The organism is Paenibacillus sp. FSL K6-1096 (assembly GCF_037977055.1).
GTDB lineage: Bacteria > Bacillota > Bacilli > Paenibacillales > Paenibacillaceae > Paenibacillus_AQ.
In genome coordinates this window covers 3428480-3444736 of sequence record NZ_CP150274.1, presented here as the reverse complement: position 1 = coordinate 3444736, position 16257 = coordinate 3428480, and the positions used below count along the sequence as shown (strand labels likewise).

The window sequence follows — 16257 nt, the reverse complement described above, 5'->3', positions numbered from 1 at the left end:
AATTTATCCTTATATTTCTCGCTGAAACGATACCGTCCTTTAAAAGGACGGTATGGCCGTTTCCACTTGTTTATTTCGGTTGATTAGCCTTCCAGGCGTCATATTGCTTCTGCACCTCGGCACGGATATCCTCAATGCCGTTAGCCTTCAGCTTATTATTGTATTCCGTCAGCACCTTGTCTACTCCCAGGCTGCCCGTTTCGAGCAGCGGACGGAATTCCTTGATAATGTTGCTGACTACGGAGACCTGCGTCTTAACTGGGTCCGTATTGAAGTTGAAGCCGAATGACTTCACCTTGTGGGCGCTATCGTTATAGGCCTTGAACTTCTCCCATTTATCGGCGCTTTCACCTTCCCACAGATAAGTCAGGGTCTGGTTACCGAACATCCATTCAATTCCCGGAGCCCAGCCGGTATCCGCACGGGTCGCAACACCGTCAGGGAGCTTGATGAAGTTCTCTTTGCCTTCCACCTTGACATACTGCCGTCCTTCTACGCCGAAGTCAATCAGATTGACCAGCACCGGATCGGTATGGAGCAGATTCAGGAGCATCATGGTCCGCTCCGGATCAACGGAGGTGCGTCCGATGGCCATCATGGAGTTGCTGACGCTGGCGGTGCTGATCTCAGGCTCATTGCCCTTCAGCTTCACCAGCTCAATGCCGGTGGCGATGGAATCTTCCTTGTCGGAATCCGGCTTATCTGAGCCGAACTTCATCCAGGTTTTTCCTGCCTTAAAAGCGTCCTCAGTGCTGGTCTTCGTCGTTGCCGCATCCTTATTGATGTAGCCCTTGGCGAACCAGTCGCCGTAGAGCTTCATCCGGTAGATTGCCGTGTCGGATTCCATGGAGCTGATCACCATTTTGTCCGTCTTGGTGTCGAGCACGATGCCGGCCGGAGCGCCTGCAACCAGCTCATAACGGAAGTTCTCCTTCATGCTCTCTCTCGTCTTGTCGAAGTAGCCCAGCGTGTCCGAGCCGCTGCCGGAGAGCCAGATTGGCGCGATGGCCGGTTCCTTCTGCTTGATGGTCTCCAGCCATGGCTCCAGGTCTTCCAGCGTTTCAATCGAGTTCACATCGAAGCCGTACTTATCAATAAGGTCCTTGCGGAACATAATCGTGTGGCTCTCGCCGATCTCCTTGTTGGTCGGAATGGCGTAGATTTTGCCGTCTACCTTTCCGCCGTCAAAGAAGCGGGGGTCCAGCGTCTCCTTAATGCCTTGTCCATATTTATCGAGCAGCTCATCCAGCGGCAGGAACGCGCCCTTGGCAACGTTGTTGGCGAAGTCGGCCCAGTTCGGGGCAAACGTCAGATCGACCTGCTCCCCGGATTGGTAGGCCAGCGCCATCTTCTCGGCCCAGGAGGACCAAGGGAGTCCCTGGAAGTCAATCTCGGCGTTGATTTTCTCTTTGAGATACTTATTGATCTCATCTACAACCGCCTTGGTATCATTCTGGGGGAAATTCCCGACTGTGTACACTTTCAGCTTGCGGAATGTTGAGGTATCGGGACTCGTGCTGCCTTCTGTGCCTGATGCGGTAGTGGCTGCTGTCGATTCTGCCTTGGACGGAGTAGAAGCATTTGAATTGCCTCCGCCGCATCCGGTAATGCCCAGTATCACGGCGGTCAGGGCAGCAAGCACCGCGCCCGAGCTTCTGGTTGTTCTCATTTGTATGAACCTCCTCAATGATAATTAAATCATATATTCTAACCGGCATTTACGCCAGAGCTAGACCGCTTAACCTTTGATCGCACCGATCGTAAGGCCCTTGGTGAAGTACTTCTGGAAGAACGGATAGATGAACAGGATCGGACCGATCGACAGCACGACCATAGCCATCCGCAGACTTTCGGTCGGAACGGATTCTTGTACCATCAGGGCGACGCCGGTGCCGGCAAGCTGGGTTTTGAAGAACTCGGCCTGGCGGATCATCTGAATCATGACGTACTGCAGCGAGAACTTATTGGTGTCATTGATGAACAGCATTGAGTTGAACCAGTCATTCCAGTACATCAGTGTCGTGAACAGTCCGATGGTCGCCAGCACCGGCAGGGAGATCGGCAGCACGAGCTGGAAGAAGATCCGCCACTCCGAAGCCCCGTCGAGCTTGCCGGATTCAATCATCTCCTCCGGGATCGTCTGCTGGAAGAAGGTACGGGTGATGAAGATATAGAAGGCATTGGACAAGCCGGGCAGGATCAGTGCGACCAGCGAGTCCTTCAGATCAAGATAGTTCACGTACAGCAGGTAGAAGGGGACCAGTCCGCCCGAGAACAGCATCGTGATGAGCAGATAGAAGTTGAATGTCTTTTTAAAAGGAAAGTCCTTCCGGTAGAGCGGATACGCATACAGCGCAATCAGCAGCACGGCCAGCACAGTTCCGATCACCGTAACCGTCAGGCTGACGCCATACGCCTTAACCAGTGTCTCCGAATGCTTGAACAGATATTGGTACGCGGATGCGTCGATATGATCAGGCCAGAATTTGTAACCCTGCAGGGTCAAGGCCTTCTCGTTGGTTAAGGAGATGGCGACAATGAGCACGATCGGGAGAATACAGGCCAGGCTGAAGGCGATGAAGAACACGTTCAGAATAATCTGGGCGGTAGTGGAGCCTTTGGTATATGGGTTGCTTCGGGATGCAGTAGTCATTAGAATCCTCCGTTTCTAGAAAAGAGCCGTGTCACGGTTCAGCTTGCGGGCCAGAGCGTTCGCGCCGATGACCAGGAAGAAGCCGACCACCGATTGATAGAAGTTCGCCGCCGAGGACATCCCCAGGTCATTGAGCTGAATCAGGCCCCGGTAGACATAGGTGTCGATGACGTCCGTAGTTGAGCGCAGCGCACCGGAGTCCAGGGTCACATGGTAGAACAGCCCGAAGTCCGAGCGGAAGATACCGCCCATGTTAAGAATCGTGAGAATGACCATGATCGGCGTCAGCAGCGGCAGGGTGATTTTGGTGATCTGCTGCCATTTGCTGGCCCCGTCCATCACCGCAGCCTCGTACAGCTCCTCGCTGATCCCGGTAATCGCCGCCAGATAGATGACACTGCCAATTCCGATCGAATGCCACATCTTGGTGATCCACAGAATATAAGGCCAGGCGTTAGGATGCATATAAGCGTTCACGGAGGAGTAGCCGAACATCGGCAGAATATGCTTGACCAGGAAGCCGTACTCCGGGTGCAGGAAGGCATAGACGATGAAGCTGACCACGACCATAGACAGGAAGTTCGGCATAATCATGACGGTCTGGAAGAACTTCGAGGCCAGCTTATTACGCACCTCATTGATCGCAATCGCCAGCGAGACGGAGAGAATGAGGCCTGAGATAATGAAGACCACATTATAGGCAACGGTGTTGATGGTCACGCGCAGGGCGTCGGAGGTAGCGAAGAGGAACCGGAAGTTGTCCAGCCCGGCCCAGGGACTGCCCATAATGCCGTCCACGTAGTTGATGTTCTTGAAGGCAATAAATAATCCGAACATCGGAATATAGCAGTTGATGAAAAAGATAATCGACGTGGGCAGCAGCATCAGCAGCAGCACCCGGTATCGTACGATATTGCGGATCAGCCGGCCGAAGCGGCCCTGGGTGGGTGTCGCTGGCTTGGTCTTCAAAGCTTGCGGTGCAGGATTTGCCATAAGTTCTAACCTCGCTCTACTTAATCTGGATGAATTTATTATAGTAGAGCGGCCCGGCGGAATTCTTTCTTGGAAATGACCCTGTTTATTCAAAAATGACTTTGTCTGCAGGCTGTTATTCTGGGCTCATGTCACAAAACAGCAGCAGGGGGACGTTACACTTGTATATTCTTAAATAAGCAAAGGAGAGAGGAAACGTATTACAAAGATCTGGAGACCAAAATTACGGTGAAGTAACGAACATGTACAGTGGAGCTTCACCGCTTGTACAGATATTGCTGATGATTACCTGGGGCCGCGCGCGGCCGTCATTACAGGCTGGACCTACTTGTTCTGCTGGAGGATTGAACCGGGAGATTGGATGTCATCCAGTCTCCTTTTTTTTATTTTAGTTAAGAAATTTCCATAATCTCTAGTAGAGCGGCCCGGCGGAATTCTCTCTTGCAAATGCGATTGTCACATAATGGGGCTTTGGCATTGTTATATCTATTGAATACAATCAGCAAAGGAGAGTCATAGATGTTTAACATTCATTTCAACGGAGTCAAAAAAGTGCTTGTAGCTGCTGCAGTAACAGTTACATTAGGCGGAGTATCGAGCTATGGAATTTCCGCCCCGGCTGCTGTTGCAGCCGGAGTCAGCAAGGGGGCAGGCGCATTCATCGCCAGTAACGATACCACGCTGAAGGCGATAGCCAAGAATGGAATTGCGAATTCTCCCAATCAGGCGGTGACGCAGCAGGGAGTCAAGCTGACTTTGACCGATCTGGCCGTAGATGGCGCCAAAATTGTGGCAGGTATAAAGCAGGAAGGTACTAAGCTGACCAAGGAAGGCGCATTTCTGGACAGCACAAGGAAAATGGAGGTATTGATTGACGGGAAGTACGCAACCTTCGATATAATGACCAGCCAAGAGAAGGATTCCGCTCTCTTCTATTTGCAGGAAGGGAAGGTTAAGCAGGTGATCCCTGACTCGTTCAAGCTGACATTAAGAGTGTACGTCAAGGGAGTGCGGGAGCCGTTTGAGTTCAACACTCAGGCGGACAAGCTTAGCCTGATGCTGGATCTGAAGCCCGGTGTCTCCAAGAAAAACAGTAATTTCAGCTATACGGTGACCGGATTTCAGATGAGCCCGTTAACGATGTCGCTGAAGCTGAATTTCAAGGGGGTGCATCCAGCTACAGCCCGTTCCAAGGCAGGTTCACAAAACATGTTATATGAACTTGTGGACGATAAGGGAAACATATCTCCTTCACTTAACATAATAGACAAAAAAGTACTGACAAGTGGATCAGAGGTGCAGCATTACGCCGCTTTTCCAGCCGTTCCGAAGTCCATTAGCATCAAGCCCTACACGTTCTCCTTCAATGCCCGCGGGGAATTCATCCGGGACAGCAAGGGCCAAGCGATTAAGACTTATTATAAAGACCTGGAAAGCAAATTCACGGTTAAATAACGGACATGTACAGTGGAGCTTCACCTTCGGCTGTGCCCCCTACAGTGACGAATGCTATTGACAGAATTCCGGACTATGAATAGAATTGAAAAATATTTACATGAAGACAGCATCAAATAATTAAATATTCACAAGCTATGATGGCTATGGATCACACTATAGCAGGAGCAGCTTCTGGAGAGACTGCGGAGTTCCGCAGCGCCGAAGGGTTCACAATCTCAGGCAAAAGGACAGAAGAGTACCGGATTTGCGTTTTGCCGTGCGGATTAGCCGCTGCTGCAGAAGCTTATTTGGCACTTCTTATGAACCGGGAGATTGGATGACATCCAGTCTCTTTTTTGTTTTTGGCGGGAGTGGAGATTTATATTCATAAGGGGGAAACAGGCATGGCACAGACAGAACTAAAAAGAGAGCTCGCGAACCGGCATGTACAGCTCATCGCCATCGGCGGTACGATTGGAACGGGGCTGTTCCTCGGCTCAGGCAAGGCCATCCAGCAGGCCGGACCTGCGATTATGCTGACGTATCTGATTGTGGGGCTGGCGGTATTCTTCGTGATGCGGGCGCTCGGGGAGCTGCTGCTCTCGAAGGCGGGGTATCAGTCTTTTACCGATATTGCGGAAGATTACCTGGGGCCGCGCGCGGCCTTCATTACGGGCTGGACGTACTGGTTCTGCTGGATTATGACGGCGATGGCCGATGTGATTGCGGTGGGAGTCTATGTGCAGTATTGGTTCGATATTCCCCAGTGGGTGCCGGCGGTGATCTGCCTGGTCATTCTGCTCGGGCTGAATCTGCTGACGGTCAAAAGCTTCGGGGAGCTGGAATTCTGGTTTGCCCTGATTAAGGTCATTACCATTCTGGCCCTGATCGGCCTGGGAATTGTCCTGCTGGTGATTGGGTTCAGAACCGATGCAGGGTCGGTAAGTGTGCGGAATCTATGGGAGCATGGCGGCCTGTTCCCGAACGGGGTGAAGGGCTTCCTGTTCTCCTTCCAGATGGTGGTGTTCGCTTATGTCGGGGTAGAGCTGGTGGGGGTGTCGGCAGCCGAGACGGCGAATCCTGAGAAAAATATTCCGTCCGCGATCAACAAAATCCCGCTGCGGATTCTCTTTTTCTATGTCGGCGCACTGTTTGTCCTGCTGTGCATTAATCCGTGGAGCCAGCTTAGCGCGGCTGAGAGCCCGTTCGTGCGCACCTTCAGTCTGGTCGGTATTCCCGTAGCTGCGGGCATTATCAATTTCGTCGTGCTGACCTCGGCAGCTTCCGCCTGCAACAGCGGCATGTTCTCCACCAGCCGGATTCTCTATAATCTGAGCAGACGGAATCAGGCGTCACCACAGCTCGGCAAGCTGAACCGGAATCATGTGCCGGCGAATTCCCTATTCCTCTCCACACTGGTGATCTCGGCAGGGGCGCTGCTCAGCAAGCTCATTCCGGGGCAAGCCTTCGGCATCGTAACCACTATCAGCGCGATCTGCTTCATCTGGGTCTGGGGCGTAGTGCTGGTCTGTCATATCAAGTATAAAAGGAACCGCCCGGACCTTCATGCCGCCTCAAAGTTCAAGGCACCGTTCACTCCGCTGATTAACTATGCGGTGCTGACGCTGTTCGCGGCCATTCTGATCATCATGCTGTTTGCCGGGGAGACCCGTCCGGCGCTGCTGTTCACCCCGCTCTGGTTCATTCTGCTGCTCATCCTCTATTCGATGAGAAGCCGCAAGGAGCAAAGTGAGCCGGAAGCCGGTATAATCAATACGTAAGCCGATTTCATGATGATGAAGGAGCCGCTGGCGTATGAACAAAACAGACCGCATGTTAGCCATCGTGCTGGAGCTCCAGCGTAAAGAGGTTGTACGGGCAGAGGATCTGGCGGCTGTCTTCGAGACGAGTGTAAGAACGATATACAGGGATATCCAGGCGCTTAGTGAAGCCGGGGTGCCTGTGGTAGGGGCGACCGGTCAGGGATATTCATTGATGAAGGGCTATTTCCTGCCCCCGGTCAGCTTCACTGCCGAGGAAGCGGTAACCCTGCTGATCGGGACGGACTTTATTGAGCAGCGGTTTGATACGGAATACGGTGACCTGGCATCTGCGGCCGGCAGGAAGATTGAAGCGATCCTGCCGGAGCAGGTCCGGGAGAATGCCTCCCGGGTCCGCAAGAGCATCAAGCTGCTTAACACCAGTAAAGACAGGCTGCAGGGAGAGGAGCAGGCGTACATCGGGCAGCTCCGCCGCGCGGTCCTGGAGCAGCGGAAGATCAGCTTCGGGTACAGCAAGCCCCGGCAGGAAGCGGACGGGAGCCACCGGAGTGTGCGTACCGCCAGGCCCTATGGACTGGTGTTGAACAGAGGGGCCTGGACCCTGGTCGCCTGGTGCGAGCTGCGGCAGGAGATCCGCCATTTCCGGTTATCGCGAATGGACGGTCTTACGATTCTGGACGAGCTGTTCGAGGTACCGGCAGATTTCGATCTGCAGGCGTACCAGCCGGAGGATGACCGCAATATCATCGTGCGCATCCGGGTGGATGCAGCTATCGCCAATAAGGTGACTGAATCCGGTAACTATTATCTGGAGGCCACAGAGGACCGCGCGGACGGCAGGCATATGACCTTCCGTGTACGGCAGCCCGATGATCTGCTGCAATGGGTGCTGAGCTGGGGGGCAGGCGCAGTGGTCCTGGAGCCGGAAGCCCTGCGTAACCTGGTCCGTGAGCACGCGGCGGGAATGCTGGAACGCTACTGACATAATGCTGTCAGTAGCGTTCTTGTATATTCAGGTCAGACCTAAGATTAAAGGAGCTGCCTGAACATATATGAATATCGATACGAATACGAAGACTACAGAAGCGTTACAGCAGTTTGAGAAGACGGTGCATCACTACCTTAAGGAATTGGACAACTTCACGATTGAAGAATTGCTATGGCAGCCAGGGGAAGGGGAGTGGTCGCTCGGGCAGATGATTCAGCATTTGATTCAATCGGCGTTGTACATGCAGCTGCGGAATGTTGACCAGTGTCTGGAGGGTAACGGGGAGGCGGCAGATACTATAGCGGAGATGACCGGGGACGGCAAAGCGATGTTTGCTGAGGGCAGCTTCCCGCCGGTCCGTGTTCATGTTCCGCCCTCACCGCAGTATACACCGGTGCAGCCGGAGAGCAAGGAGCAGCTGATCCGGGGCCTGAACACTGTGGTTGACCGGATGCGGGAGACCCTGCCGAAGCTGGAACATGCCCCCTTGCACAGCACCGTCCCGCATCCCCGGTTAGGCCCCTTCAATGCAACCGAGTGGTATCTGCTGATCGAGATGCACTACCGCCATCACCTGCTACAGCTGGACAGATTGAAGAAGGCAATAGGGGCAAGTGTACAATAGAGTTAGGCCGCAATGAGCGAAAGAAAGCCGAAGCCTGTCAGCAATAGACTGACGGGTTTCGGCTTTTTTGCCACACTGGTCAAATTTTAATTATTCATTTTTGAATAAAGGAGGTTTGTCACAAAATGTCGAACTTAACTCTTGATTTCGCTGTACCCTGAAGCCACCTGACTAAAAGGAGACTCACACCTATGAAAAACATCGTCCGCTCTCTTGAAGATATAGTGAATCTGGCGCCCATTCTGAAAGCTGCTTTTCCATATGATATCTCGATTGCTGTCTGTGATACCGTGAAGTTCCTTGCCTATTACCCCGGCGATTCCATCGATCTGGGCATCCGGGCAGGGCAGGTAATTCAGCCGGACGAGCCTTTGTATTATGCGCTTAAGCATGATGAACACTCGGTAGCCAATGTTCCCAAGGAATATTATGGGTATGAATTCGTCGGTACGGTACTGCCGGTCCATGATGAGGATGAGAGGGTATGCGGAGCGATTTGTATCCAGGTGCGCAGGCAGACTGAGCTGCGGGAGATCGCCGACCGGATTGCGTTATCGCTGAACCAGGCCAATAATAGAATCAGTCAGGTCGCCGAAGGTTCAGGCCTGCTCGCAAATTACTCGCAGAAGCTGCTCGTCCAGTCAGAGTCGACAGCCCACAGTGTCCGCAAAAGCGGGGAAGTGCTGGCCATGCTGAGGAAGGTTGCCGACCAGACGAATCTGCTTGGCATCAATGCGGCTATTGAAGCCGCACATGCCGGAGAGCGGGGCCGCGGCTTCGACGTGGTCGCCAAGGAGATCCGCAAGTTCTCCAAGGAGACCGAGCAATCGGCGCAGCGGATCAGAGATACGCTGGGGGAGATTCAGGCGGCGATGCAGGGCATCGGCCAGGCCATTAGCCAGATTGCTTCGGTCGGGCAGGAGCAGGCGGCTTCCACTCAGGAAATCTCCAGCTTCATTGAGGAGATCCGGGCGATGTCCGAGCAGTTGAACGGATTCGCGCAGAAGCTGTGAGGCAAGAGTGAGCGGTCACGGCCTGCCTGGGCGCGCGAATGTTACATGTGACGTTACAGATGTGCGATCAGCGTGGCAGCCAGTGCCAGGAAGGCGGGGAGGCCCTGCATCAGCAGAATGGATCTTTTGGAGGTGATGCCGCCATAGATCGCTGCAACCGCTACACAGATCAGGAAGAACAATTGCAGCTGGTAGCCGAATTCAGCGCTGGGATGCAGCAGTCCCCAGATTAGTCCGGCAGCCAGGAAGCCGTTATACAAGCCCTGGTTAGCAGCCAGCGATTTTGTCTCCTGTGCGAAGGTTGGGGTGGTTCCGAACGCCTTCTGTGCCCGCGATGTGGTCCACAGGAACATTTCCAGCACCAGAATATACACATGCTCCAGAGCTACCAAGGCCACCAGTACGGTGCTTACAATCATCATAAGAAGTCCCTCTTTTCAAGTGATGTGAATCGATACAATTCCATATTTATATTGTGCAAAATATAATTTTACAAACCTAAATATACCCAAATGTTTGATGTTTGTCAATTTATTGCATCCATATCGTAAGGGAGGAAGGAAATGTACATCAGGACACTGACCCCGTCAGACGCCGAAAGCTACCGTGCGCTTCGCTTGCAGTCGCTGCAGCAGCACCCGGAGGCTTTTCTCAGCTCCTATGAATCAGAAGCGAAGCTGTCCATTGAGACTACCCGGATCAGGCTGGAACCCTCGGACGGGAATTTCACCCTGGGTGCCTTCTTGGATGGGGATGAGAGGCTGGCGGGCATGGCCACCTTTTTCCGGGAGAGCCGGCCCAAGATTCAGCACAAGGCGCATGTGTATGCAGTATATGTAGATTTGGTCGCCCGTAAACATGGCCTGGGCCGCGCGCTGATGCTGGAGCTGATCGCGCGGGCGAAGGCAGCGCCGGGGCTGGAGCAGCTAATGCTGACCGTAACCTCCAGTAATCTGCCCGCTAAAAGGCTCTACGAATCCCTGGGATTCGTCCGTTACGGCACAGAGCCGAAAGCGATGAAGCTTGACGGTGAGTATCTGGACGAGGATCTGATGGTGCTGCTGCTGTAGCGCCAAAAACCCCTCCCGCATACTCGCGGAAGGGGCAAAATTAATGTCCTATTGCTTACTTCGCAGGCTTACTGCTCAGGATCGCCTTCACCTGGCTGACCATAGCTGCTGCGTCAGCGCTGGTGACTCCGTCCTGCGGCCGGAAGCGTCCGTCTTCATCCAGCTTCACAATTTTGAGGGCAAGCGCTGTTTGAATGGCTCCCGAGTTCGGAAGATCAATCTGGTCATTATCCTTGATCTCCACCGGGATCAGCTTAATCATCGGCAGCTGCCCGCTGGTCTGGAGTGTGTTAATGAGCAGATAGGTGAACGATTCGCGGGTAACGCTCATGTTCGGATCAATCTTGATCTGCAGGTTCGCCTCTGGACCGGCGGCATCCTTAATGAACTGGACGGCCTCGGTTGCGGTGATTGTCTTGCTTACGTTACCGGGTGCCGGATGGGCTTTCAGATAATTCATGGCATTTCCGGCGATGGAAGCAGCTTCAGGACGGGTAATTGCGCCCTTTGGATTGAAATTGCCGTCTGCATCCAGCTCCACGAGGCCGAGAGCCAGGGCAGTCTGGATAGCGCCGGAGTTCAGGATATCGATCTGATCGCCGTCCTTCACTTCCACAGGAACAACGTTAATCATAGGCAGCTGTCCGCTGGTCTGTAACGTATGGATCAACAGATACGTGAAGGCTTCACGGGACATGCTGGCCGCCGGAGTAATCTTGATCTGCAGGCTGGCTTCCGGGCCGACCGTCTCTTTAATCACCTGCACTGCTTGCTCTGCGGTCAGGACCTCATCCGTAGCCTCCGGGGCCGGATGGGCCTTCAGATAGGCCAGCGCGTTGCTGATGGCTACAGCCGCTTCGGCGCGGGTAATCTCCTGCTTAGGGTTCAGCTTGCCGCTGGCATCCAGCTTCAGTACACCGTAATTCAGCGCGCGCTGGATGGCACCGGAGTATTCCACCTTCACCTGGTCCTGGTCGGCGTACTCCACCACCACCGGCTTAATCATCGGCAGGCGGTTCGTATTCTCGATCGCATCGATGAGCTGGTAGGTGAATTCTTCGCGGGTCAGCTTCTCACCTGGCTTCAGATCGGCAGGCAGGTCCAGCCCGTGGACACCGGCGATAATCAGCGCCTGTGCATACCAGGCGGAGTCATTGGCGTTCTTGAAATAGTCGGTGGCATGCGGCTCTTTTATGAACCGGATTGCATTCAAATTCAGATCAAGCGCATTGACGATCATCTGCACCCCTTGGGCCGCTGTGATGCTGAGGCCCGGGCCGAACAGATCCGCGCTGATGCCTTTGATCAAGCCGCTGTTCTGCAGTGCAATAATCTTATCTTTGTCAGGCACGTTATTCAGATCCTTGAAGGCTGCTGCCGATGCGAAGGATTGTCCTGTCAGGCTTAGCGTAAGAGCGGCGGCTGCGGTTACTGTCATTATCTTGAATGTATTCTTCACGTTCAGTCACCTCTTCGAAAGTTTGTGGTTTATTTGTGATCTTAGACGGCGGCTCATGCCAAAAGGTTACAGCATGTATTCAAAAAAACAGCACCTGCCACTGGGGCTGGTGCTGTCTTCTCAAACCCTCCCGGCAACAATCTGGTTCCGGCCCTGATGCTTGGCGGCATAGAGGGCTTGGTCGGCAGCTTTGAACAGGTTGTTCAGGTAGGTGGTTGCATCCATGCCGGGCGGGATTTTGAATTCATATATACTGAGCAGTCCCATGCTGATGGTGATGGAGACGGGCTCATTGAGATAATCAATGTGGATGGAATTGTGCTCAACGCTTAACTTGAGCTGTCCGGCCAGACTAAGCGCCTGTGCCTCATCCGTATCCGGCAGATAAATGATGAACTCCTCTCCGCCGTAGCGGGCGAGAATATCGGAGGAGCGGAGACAGCGCTGCAGCACCTCCACCGTGCGGCAAATGACCTCATCACCGGCCAGATGGCCGTAGCGGTCATTGACCGTTTTGAAATAATCGATATCGATCAGTATAATGGTCGAAGAGGCCGGTGAATTCCGGTCCTGGAGCAGCTCCTCCTCCAGCCGCTGCATGAGATAATGCCGGTTGTAGCAGCCGGTCAGGCTGTCGGTAACCGCCAGCTTCCGCAGCTTGGCGTTGGTCTGGAACAGCTCCTCCTGAATCTTAATCAGGGCGGTGTTCCGTTCCTGGAGGATGGCGTTCTGCTGGGCGGTCTCTTCAATAAGGCGCCGCAGCTCGGTTATATTCTGGAAGATGACAATCCGTCCGACCCGGCTTCCGCCGACCATAATCGGTGCGGCATGGATGCTGACATACATCTGGAGGGTGGGATACAGCAGCTCAATCTCTGCGACCTCCAGCGGATGATTCCGGTAGGTCTGCAGGAAGGCTTCAGTCTTCAGCTTCTCGCCGTCCGGCAGGTAGTGCGCCATCTCGAACCGCTGCCCGGACGCCAGCCTGACCTGCGGAAGCAGCGCACGGTTAATCTCGACCACCCGCTCCTGGTCATCAAGCACCAGAATGCCGTACTCCATCGTATTGATGATGTCCTGATGGGCGATGGTCACAATATCGAACACTTTGTCCTTATGGATGGTGATCACAAAAAAAGTAGCCGATACCACAATCCCCAGCGAGGTGAAGCCCGGAATCACGGGGAGGTAATCATCCAGCACCACATTGAGCAGCACATCGATCAGGAGGAAGGCGCATACGGCAACAATGCCCCGCAGGATATACAGAATCTGATTCTTGATGCGCTGTGCCTGATCGGAGACCAGGGCGGTGCGTACGATGTACAGCGACACAATGGCGTGCGCAATCAGAATGGCCATGTTCACCCAGAAGATGGGCCCGTAGATTCGCTCTACATACCCTCCGTTCACGGGACGGACGAACCATCCGTTGGGATTCAGGATAACCCCGGCTGAGGATAGCAGGGCCGGAATGAACAGGGCCAAGAGCACCTTTTTATGCAGAAATTGGGATTGTCCGGAGAGCAGAATCGTGAAGAAAATCCAGCCCAGGACCAGCACGGAAGCATCAACGAAGGCGAGCTTCACATAGAATAGCTGATAGACAGGATCATTAACGGTCCTAATGGCAAACTGGGAGTACGGCCAGATCAGCATGGAGAAATGGAAGCCCAGGTAGACCTTGTGCAGATTGGTAATGGTAACGGTGGCGACTACATAGACGAACAGAAGGAACAGAATGAAGCACATGATCAGATCGATCCATGACGCTAAGGCCAATATATTACACCTTCTTGATTTTAATAGAATTTATTGTTTTTTATGGGTCTAAGGTCTTATATATTGCTTTTAATATATAATTAGCGTGTGCAGAATACAAGATTTTTAGATAAATCAATCGGAAAAATATGGTTGGGAGGGCTTCCTATGAAGTCGATTAGCGTGCAGAGCCTGGCGGAGAAATTCAAGCTTGAGGTGCTTGCCGGAGCGGAGCGGATGGACCGTCCCGTGACCCGTCCAAGGACACACAGACCGGGTCTGGAATTCGTCGGATATTTCGATTTCTTCCCGATGGAACGTGTGCAGGTGCTGGGCCGCAAGGAGATTAACTATTTGCTTACGCTGAGTGTAGAGGAACGCAAGCTGCACATCGGCAACATCGTCAAATACCATCCGCCCTGCTTCATTGTAACCAGCGGCCAGCAGGAGATTCCTTATCTGACGCTGTTCTGCGACCAGGAGGGCATTCCGCTGCTGCGGACGCCTGAGGTGACCAACGAATTCATCGCCAGGCTGGACAGCTTCCTGGTGAAGACACTGGCCCCCGAGGTGTCCATCCACGGAGTATGCGTCAACGTATCGGGGATCGGCGTGCTGCTGCGGGGTAAATCCGGCATCGGCAAAAGCGAGACCGCACACACTCTCATCAGACGGGGCCACCGCTTCGTGGCCGATGATATTGTCGTGCTGAAGAAGCTCGGACCGGCAACGCTGCTCGGGACCCACAACGAGACTACGCGTGAATTCCTGGCGCTGCGCAGCATCGGCCTGATTAATGTCGTGCGGCAGTACGGGCGGCGGGCATTCCAGGATGAGACGCGGATTGTGCTCGATATTGAGCTGGCACCGTGGCGGGAGAACTCGCTCAATAACGAGCTGGAGGTGGTTCCCCAGTTCACCGAATATCTTGGAGTGCAGATTCCGCATATCGAGGTGCAGCTTCAGCCGGGCCGCGATGTGGCCGGCCTGATTGAAGCGGCTGCGAATAACTGGTATCTCAAGCAGCTCGGATACAGTGCAGCGGAGGAGTTCATGAAGCGGATAGAAGACGGAATGCAGTCCTGATAGGTGAAGACGAACGAAGACGAATGAAGGCTCCGCTCCCTGGGCAACTTAGATGAAAGACAGCAAGGGAGTGAATTCATCGAATGGCCAGAAGAAGCAGAAGATATGCGGTGCCGGGATCGGCCCAGGGGATGCAGACCTTCAAGGCGGAGGTCATGCGGCAGGAGGGCTACAACGTTGATCCGCAGCATCCGGACGATGTGAAATACGAGGTGGCCAAAGAGCTGGGCATCCCGCTGCAGGCGGGCAATAACGGCGGGCTGACCACGGAATCGGCCGGCCAGATTGGCGGCAGAATCGGCGGGTCGATGGTCCGTGAGATGATCCGCCTGGCCCAGGAGCAGTTAGCGAATCAGGCGAAGGAATAGAACTGATTAGATCCATTGAATAGAATTATATCCATAGCAAAGAGATCCCCTCCCTGACCGGGATTGAGGATCTTTTTGCTGTCTCCTGCGAGAATGTAGGGGCTAAGGCGCAGGCGGAGCCGTGAACAGGCTGTTCCTGTAATTCGACAGCGGGGCCAGCCAGACCGTGCCGGTTCCCCGGTAGACATTGACCAGACCTTCACCGGAGGCGGCGGAGCCCAGGCGGGTCTTGCCTGACTTCTCGACGGTGAAATCCAGCGTATTCGACCACATCAATGCAAAGTTGCCATCCACCTTCAGCACATCATTCTGCAATTCAACCACCACGGCCTCCTCGGCCGGGATCGGCGCTTCCAGGGCCAGAATGCCTTTGCCCCGGGCGCTCAGATTGAACAGGCCCTCTCCGCCAAGAACGGCAGAGGACACGTTCTTGCGGGCCGTAACCGAGACATCCAACGTGGTCTCGCAGGCCAGGAACAGCCCGTCATCCAGCACGATATCATCATGGTCTACGTCAATCAGCCAGAGATACTTGTAGGTGGTCTCCAGCAGAATCGTTCCGGTTCCTTTATAAAGCGGTTTAACTGCACTCGTTCCTGTGGCCGCACCCGCCAGCATGTTGCGCATCAGGCCGCCGACCCCCTTGATGCCGGAGGTCATCTCGATATTCCCGACCATATATTGCAGGGCGCCTGCACTCAGCATTACCTCGCTGTTATTGAGCTCGATCATGAGCTGCTTGTTGCGCATGCGGCTCTGGCTCATGAAGTAGTTGGCCTGAGCCTCGGCAACAGAGGTACAGCTTAAGTCCTCCTTGTATTCAAGCACCGAGAACCCGCCGAGCTCCTGCCTGACGACAACGTTGGAATTGTCCTTCAGATTACTGATTGTAAAAGCCATGGTTATCCACTCCTTAGGTCGCAATTATTCTGCACAAGCTGTGTAATCATGTCTTCCGCCATAGATATTCGACACCGGCCGCCGGTATCCTTGGCCCTGAATTAAAAAGGACGGGTATAACAA

General features: G+C 53.8%; 15 protein-coding genes and 1 riboswitch. Of the genes, 8 read left to right on the top strand and 7 right to left on the bottom strand.

Going from position 1 to position 16257, the window contains the following annotated elements; genetic code table 11:
- Positions 1-70: 70 nt before the first annotated feature.
- The 3 genes from MHI24_RS15270 to MHI24_RS15260 form a co-directional block, all read right to left on the bottom strand.
- Entirely contained in the window at positions 71-1669 is a 1599-nt protein-coding gene (locus tag MHI24_RS15270) for an ABC transporter substrate-binding protein (protein ID WP_340026442.1), read from the bottom strand.
- 69 nt (positions 1670-1738) lie between these two features.
- Positions 1739-2653 (bottom strand): carbohydrate ABC transporter permease, encoded by a 915-nt coding sequence (locus tag MHI24_RS15265; RefSeq protein ID WP_238651480.1) that lies wholly within the window; start codon positions 2651-2653, stop codon positions 1739-1741.
- A 15-nt stretch (positions 2654-2668) separates the two neighbouring features.
- A complete protein-coding gene (locus MHI24_RS15260; protein WP_340026441.1) occupies positions 2669-3646 on the bottom strand; it encodes an ABC transporter permease subunit in 978 nt (325 codons plus the stop codon).
- Positions 3647-4165: 519 nt separating this feature from the next.
- Here MHI24_RS15260 and MHI24_RS15255 point away from each other — a divergent pair.
- The 5 genes from MHI24_RS15255 (at position 4166) to MHI24_RS15235 (ending at position 9490) form a co-directional block, all read left to right on the top strand.
- Positions 4166-5101 carry a DUF4179 domain-containing protein gene (locus MHI24_RS15255; protein WP_340026440.1) on the top strand — a complete coding sequence of 312 codons (936 nt, stop codon included), beginning with the start codon at positions 4166-4168 and terminating at the stop codon, positions 5099-5101.
- Between the two features lie 164 nt (positions 5102-5265).
- A riboswitch (glycine riboswitch) is annotated at positions 5266-5345 on the top strand.
- A 142-nt stretch (positions 5346-5487) separates the two neighbouring features.
- On the top strand, positions 5488-6864 hold the full coding sequence (locus MHI24_RS15250; protein WP_340026439.1) for an amino acid permease: 1377 nt from the start codon (positions 5488-5490) through the stop codon (positions 6862-6864).
- Positions 6865-6898: 34 nt separating this feature from the next.
- Positions 6899-7846, top strand: a complete 948-nt coding sequence (locus tag MHI24_RS15245; protein WP_340026438.1) for a YafY family protein — start codon at positions 6899-6901, stop codon at positions 7844-7846.
- 70 nt (positions 7847-7916) lie between these two features.
- Entirely contained in the window at positions 7917-8477 is a 561-nt protein-coding gene (locus MHI24_RS15240; protein WP_340026437.1) for a DinB family protein, read from the top strand.
- Between the two features lie 191 nt (positions 8478-8668).
- Positions 8669-9490 (top strand): methyl-accepting chemotaxis protein, encoded by an 822-nt coding sequence (locus MHI24_RS15235; protein ID WP_340026436.1) that lies wholly within the window; start codon positions 8669-8671, stop codon positions 9488-9490.
- Positions 9491-9543: 53 nt separating this feature from the next.
- Here the strand turns inward: MHI24_RS15235 and MHI24_RS15230 are convergent, their stop codons facing one another.
- Positions 9544-9912 (bottom strand): DUF1304 domain-containing protein, encoded by a 369-nt coding sequence (locus MHI24_RS15230; protein WP_340026435.1) that lies wholly within the window; start codon positions 9910-9912, stop codon positions 9544-9546.
- 141 nt (positions 9913-10053) lie between these two features.
- Between MHI24_RS15230 and MHI24_RS15225 the strand changes: the two genes are divergently transcribed.
- Positions 10054-10560 (top strand): GNAT family protein, encoded by a 507-nt coding sequence (locus MHI24_RS15225; protein WP_340026434.1) that lies wholly within the window; start codon positions 10054-10056, stop codon positions 10558-10560.
- A 55-nt stretch (positions 10561-10615) separates the two neighbouring features.
- On the opposite strand, the gene MHI24_RS15220 is transcribed toward MHI24_RS15225, so the two are convergent.
- Both MHI24_RS15220 and MHI24_RS15215 read right to left on the bottom strand, forming a co-directional pair.
- Positions 10616-12019: an S-layer homology domain-containing protein gene (locus MHI24_RS15220; protein WP_340026433.1), complete on the bottom strand. Its 1404-nt coding sequence runs from the start codon at positions 12017-12019 to the stop codon at positions 10616-10618.
- A gap of 120 nt (positions 12020-12139) precedes the next feature.
- On the bottom strand, positions 12140-13801 hold the full coding sequence (locus MHI24_RS15215; protein ID WP_340026432.1) for a diguanylate cyclase: 1662 nt from the start codon (positions 13799-13801) through the stop codon (positions 12140-12142).
- 147 nt (positions 13802-13948) lie between these two features.
- Here MHI24_RS15215 and hprK point away from each other — a divergent pair, with 147 nt between their 5' ends.
- Positions 13949-14866, top strand: a complete 918-nt coding sequence (hprK, locus tag MHI24_RS15210; RefSeq protein ID WP_340026431.1) for an HPr(Ser) kinase/phosphatase — start codon at positions 13949-13951, stop codon at positions 14864-14866.
- A gap of 83 nt (positions 14867-14949) precedes the next feature.
- Positions 14950-15234 (top strand): alpha/beta-type small acid-soluble spore protein, encoded by a 285-nt coding sequence (locus MHI24_RS15205; protein WP_340026430.1) that lies wholly within the window; start codon positions 14950-14952, stop codon positions 15232-15234.
- A 102-nt stretch (positions 15235-15336) separates the two neighbouring features.
- Here the strand turns inward: MHI24_RS15205 and MHI24_RS15200 are convergent, their stop codons facing one another.
- Positions 15337-16134, bottom strand: a complete 798-nt coding sequence (locus tag MHI24_RS15200; protein WP_340026429.1) for an AIM24 family protein — start codon at positions 16132-16134, stop codon at positions 15337-15339.
- Positions 16135-16257: the final 123 nt, after the last annotated feature.

Coding starts and splice junctions, on each gene's coding strand:
- MHI24_RS15225 (WP_340026434.1), top strand. CDS start 10,054: ATGTACATCAGGACACTGACCCCGTCAGACGCCGAAAGCTACCGTGCG.
- MHI24_RS15240 (WP_340026437.1), top strand. CDS start 7,917: ATGAATATCGATACGAATACGAAGACTACAGAAGCGTTACAGCAGTTT.
- MHI24_RS15250 (WP_340026439.1), top strand. CDS start 5,488: ATGGCACAGACAGAACTAAAAAGAGAGCTCGCGAACCGGCATGTACAG.
- MHI24_RS15205 (WP_340026430.1), top strand. CDS start 14,950: ATGGCCAGAAGAAGCAGAAGATATGCGGTGCCGGGATCGGCCCAGGGG.
- hprK (WP_340026431.1), top strand. CDS start 13,949: ATGAAGTCGATTAGCGTGCAGAGCCTGGCGGAGAAATTCAAGCTTGAG.
- MHI24_RS15200 (WP_340026429.1), bottom strand. CDS start 16,134: ATGGCTTTTACAATCAGTAATCTGAAGGACAATTCCAACGTTGTCGTC.
- MHI24_RS15270 (WP_340026442.1), bottom strand. CDS start 1,669: ATGAGAACAACCAGAAGCTCGGGCGCGGTGCTTGCTGCCCTGACCGCC.
- MHI24_RS15235 (WP_340026436.1), top strand. CDS start 8,669: ATGAAAAACATCGTCCGCTCTCTTGAAGATATAGTGAATCTGGCGCCC.
- MHI24_RS15260 (WP_340026441.1), bottom strand. CDS start 3,646: ATGGCAAATCCTGCACCGCAAGCTTTGAAGACCAAGCCAGCGACACCC.
- MHI24_RS15245 (WP_340026438.1), top strand. CDS start 6,899: ATGAACAAAACAGACCGCATGTTAGCCATCGTGCTGGAGCTCCAGCGT.
- MHI24_RS15255 (WP_340026440.1), top strand. CDS start 4,166: ATGTTTAACATTCATTTCAACGGAGTCAAAAAAGTGCTTGTAGCTGCT.
- MHI24_RS15230 (WP_340026435.1), bottom strand. CDS start 9,912: ATGATGATTGTAAGCACCGTACTGGTGGCCTTGGTAGCTCTGGAGCAT.
- MHI24_RS15265 (WP_238651480.1), bottom strand. CDS start 2,653: ATGACTACTGCATCCCGAAGCAACCCATATACCAAAGGCTCCACTACC.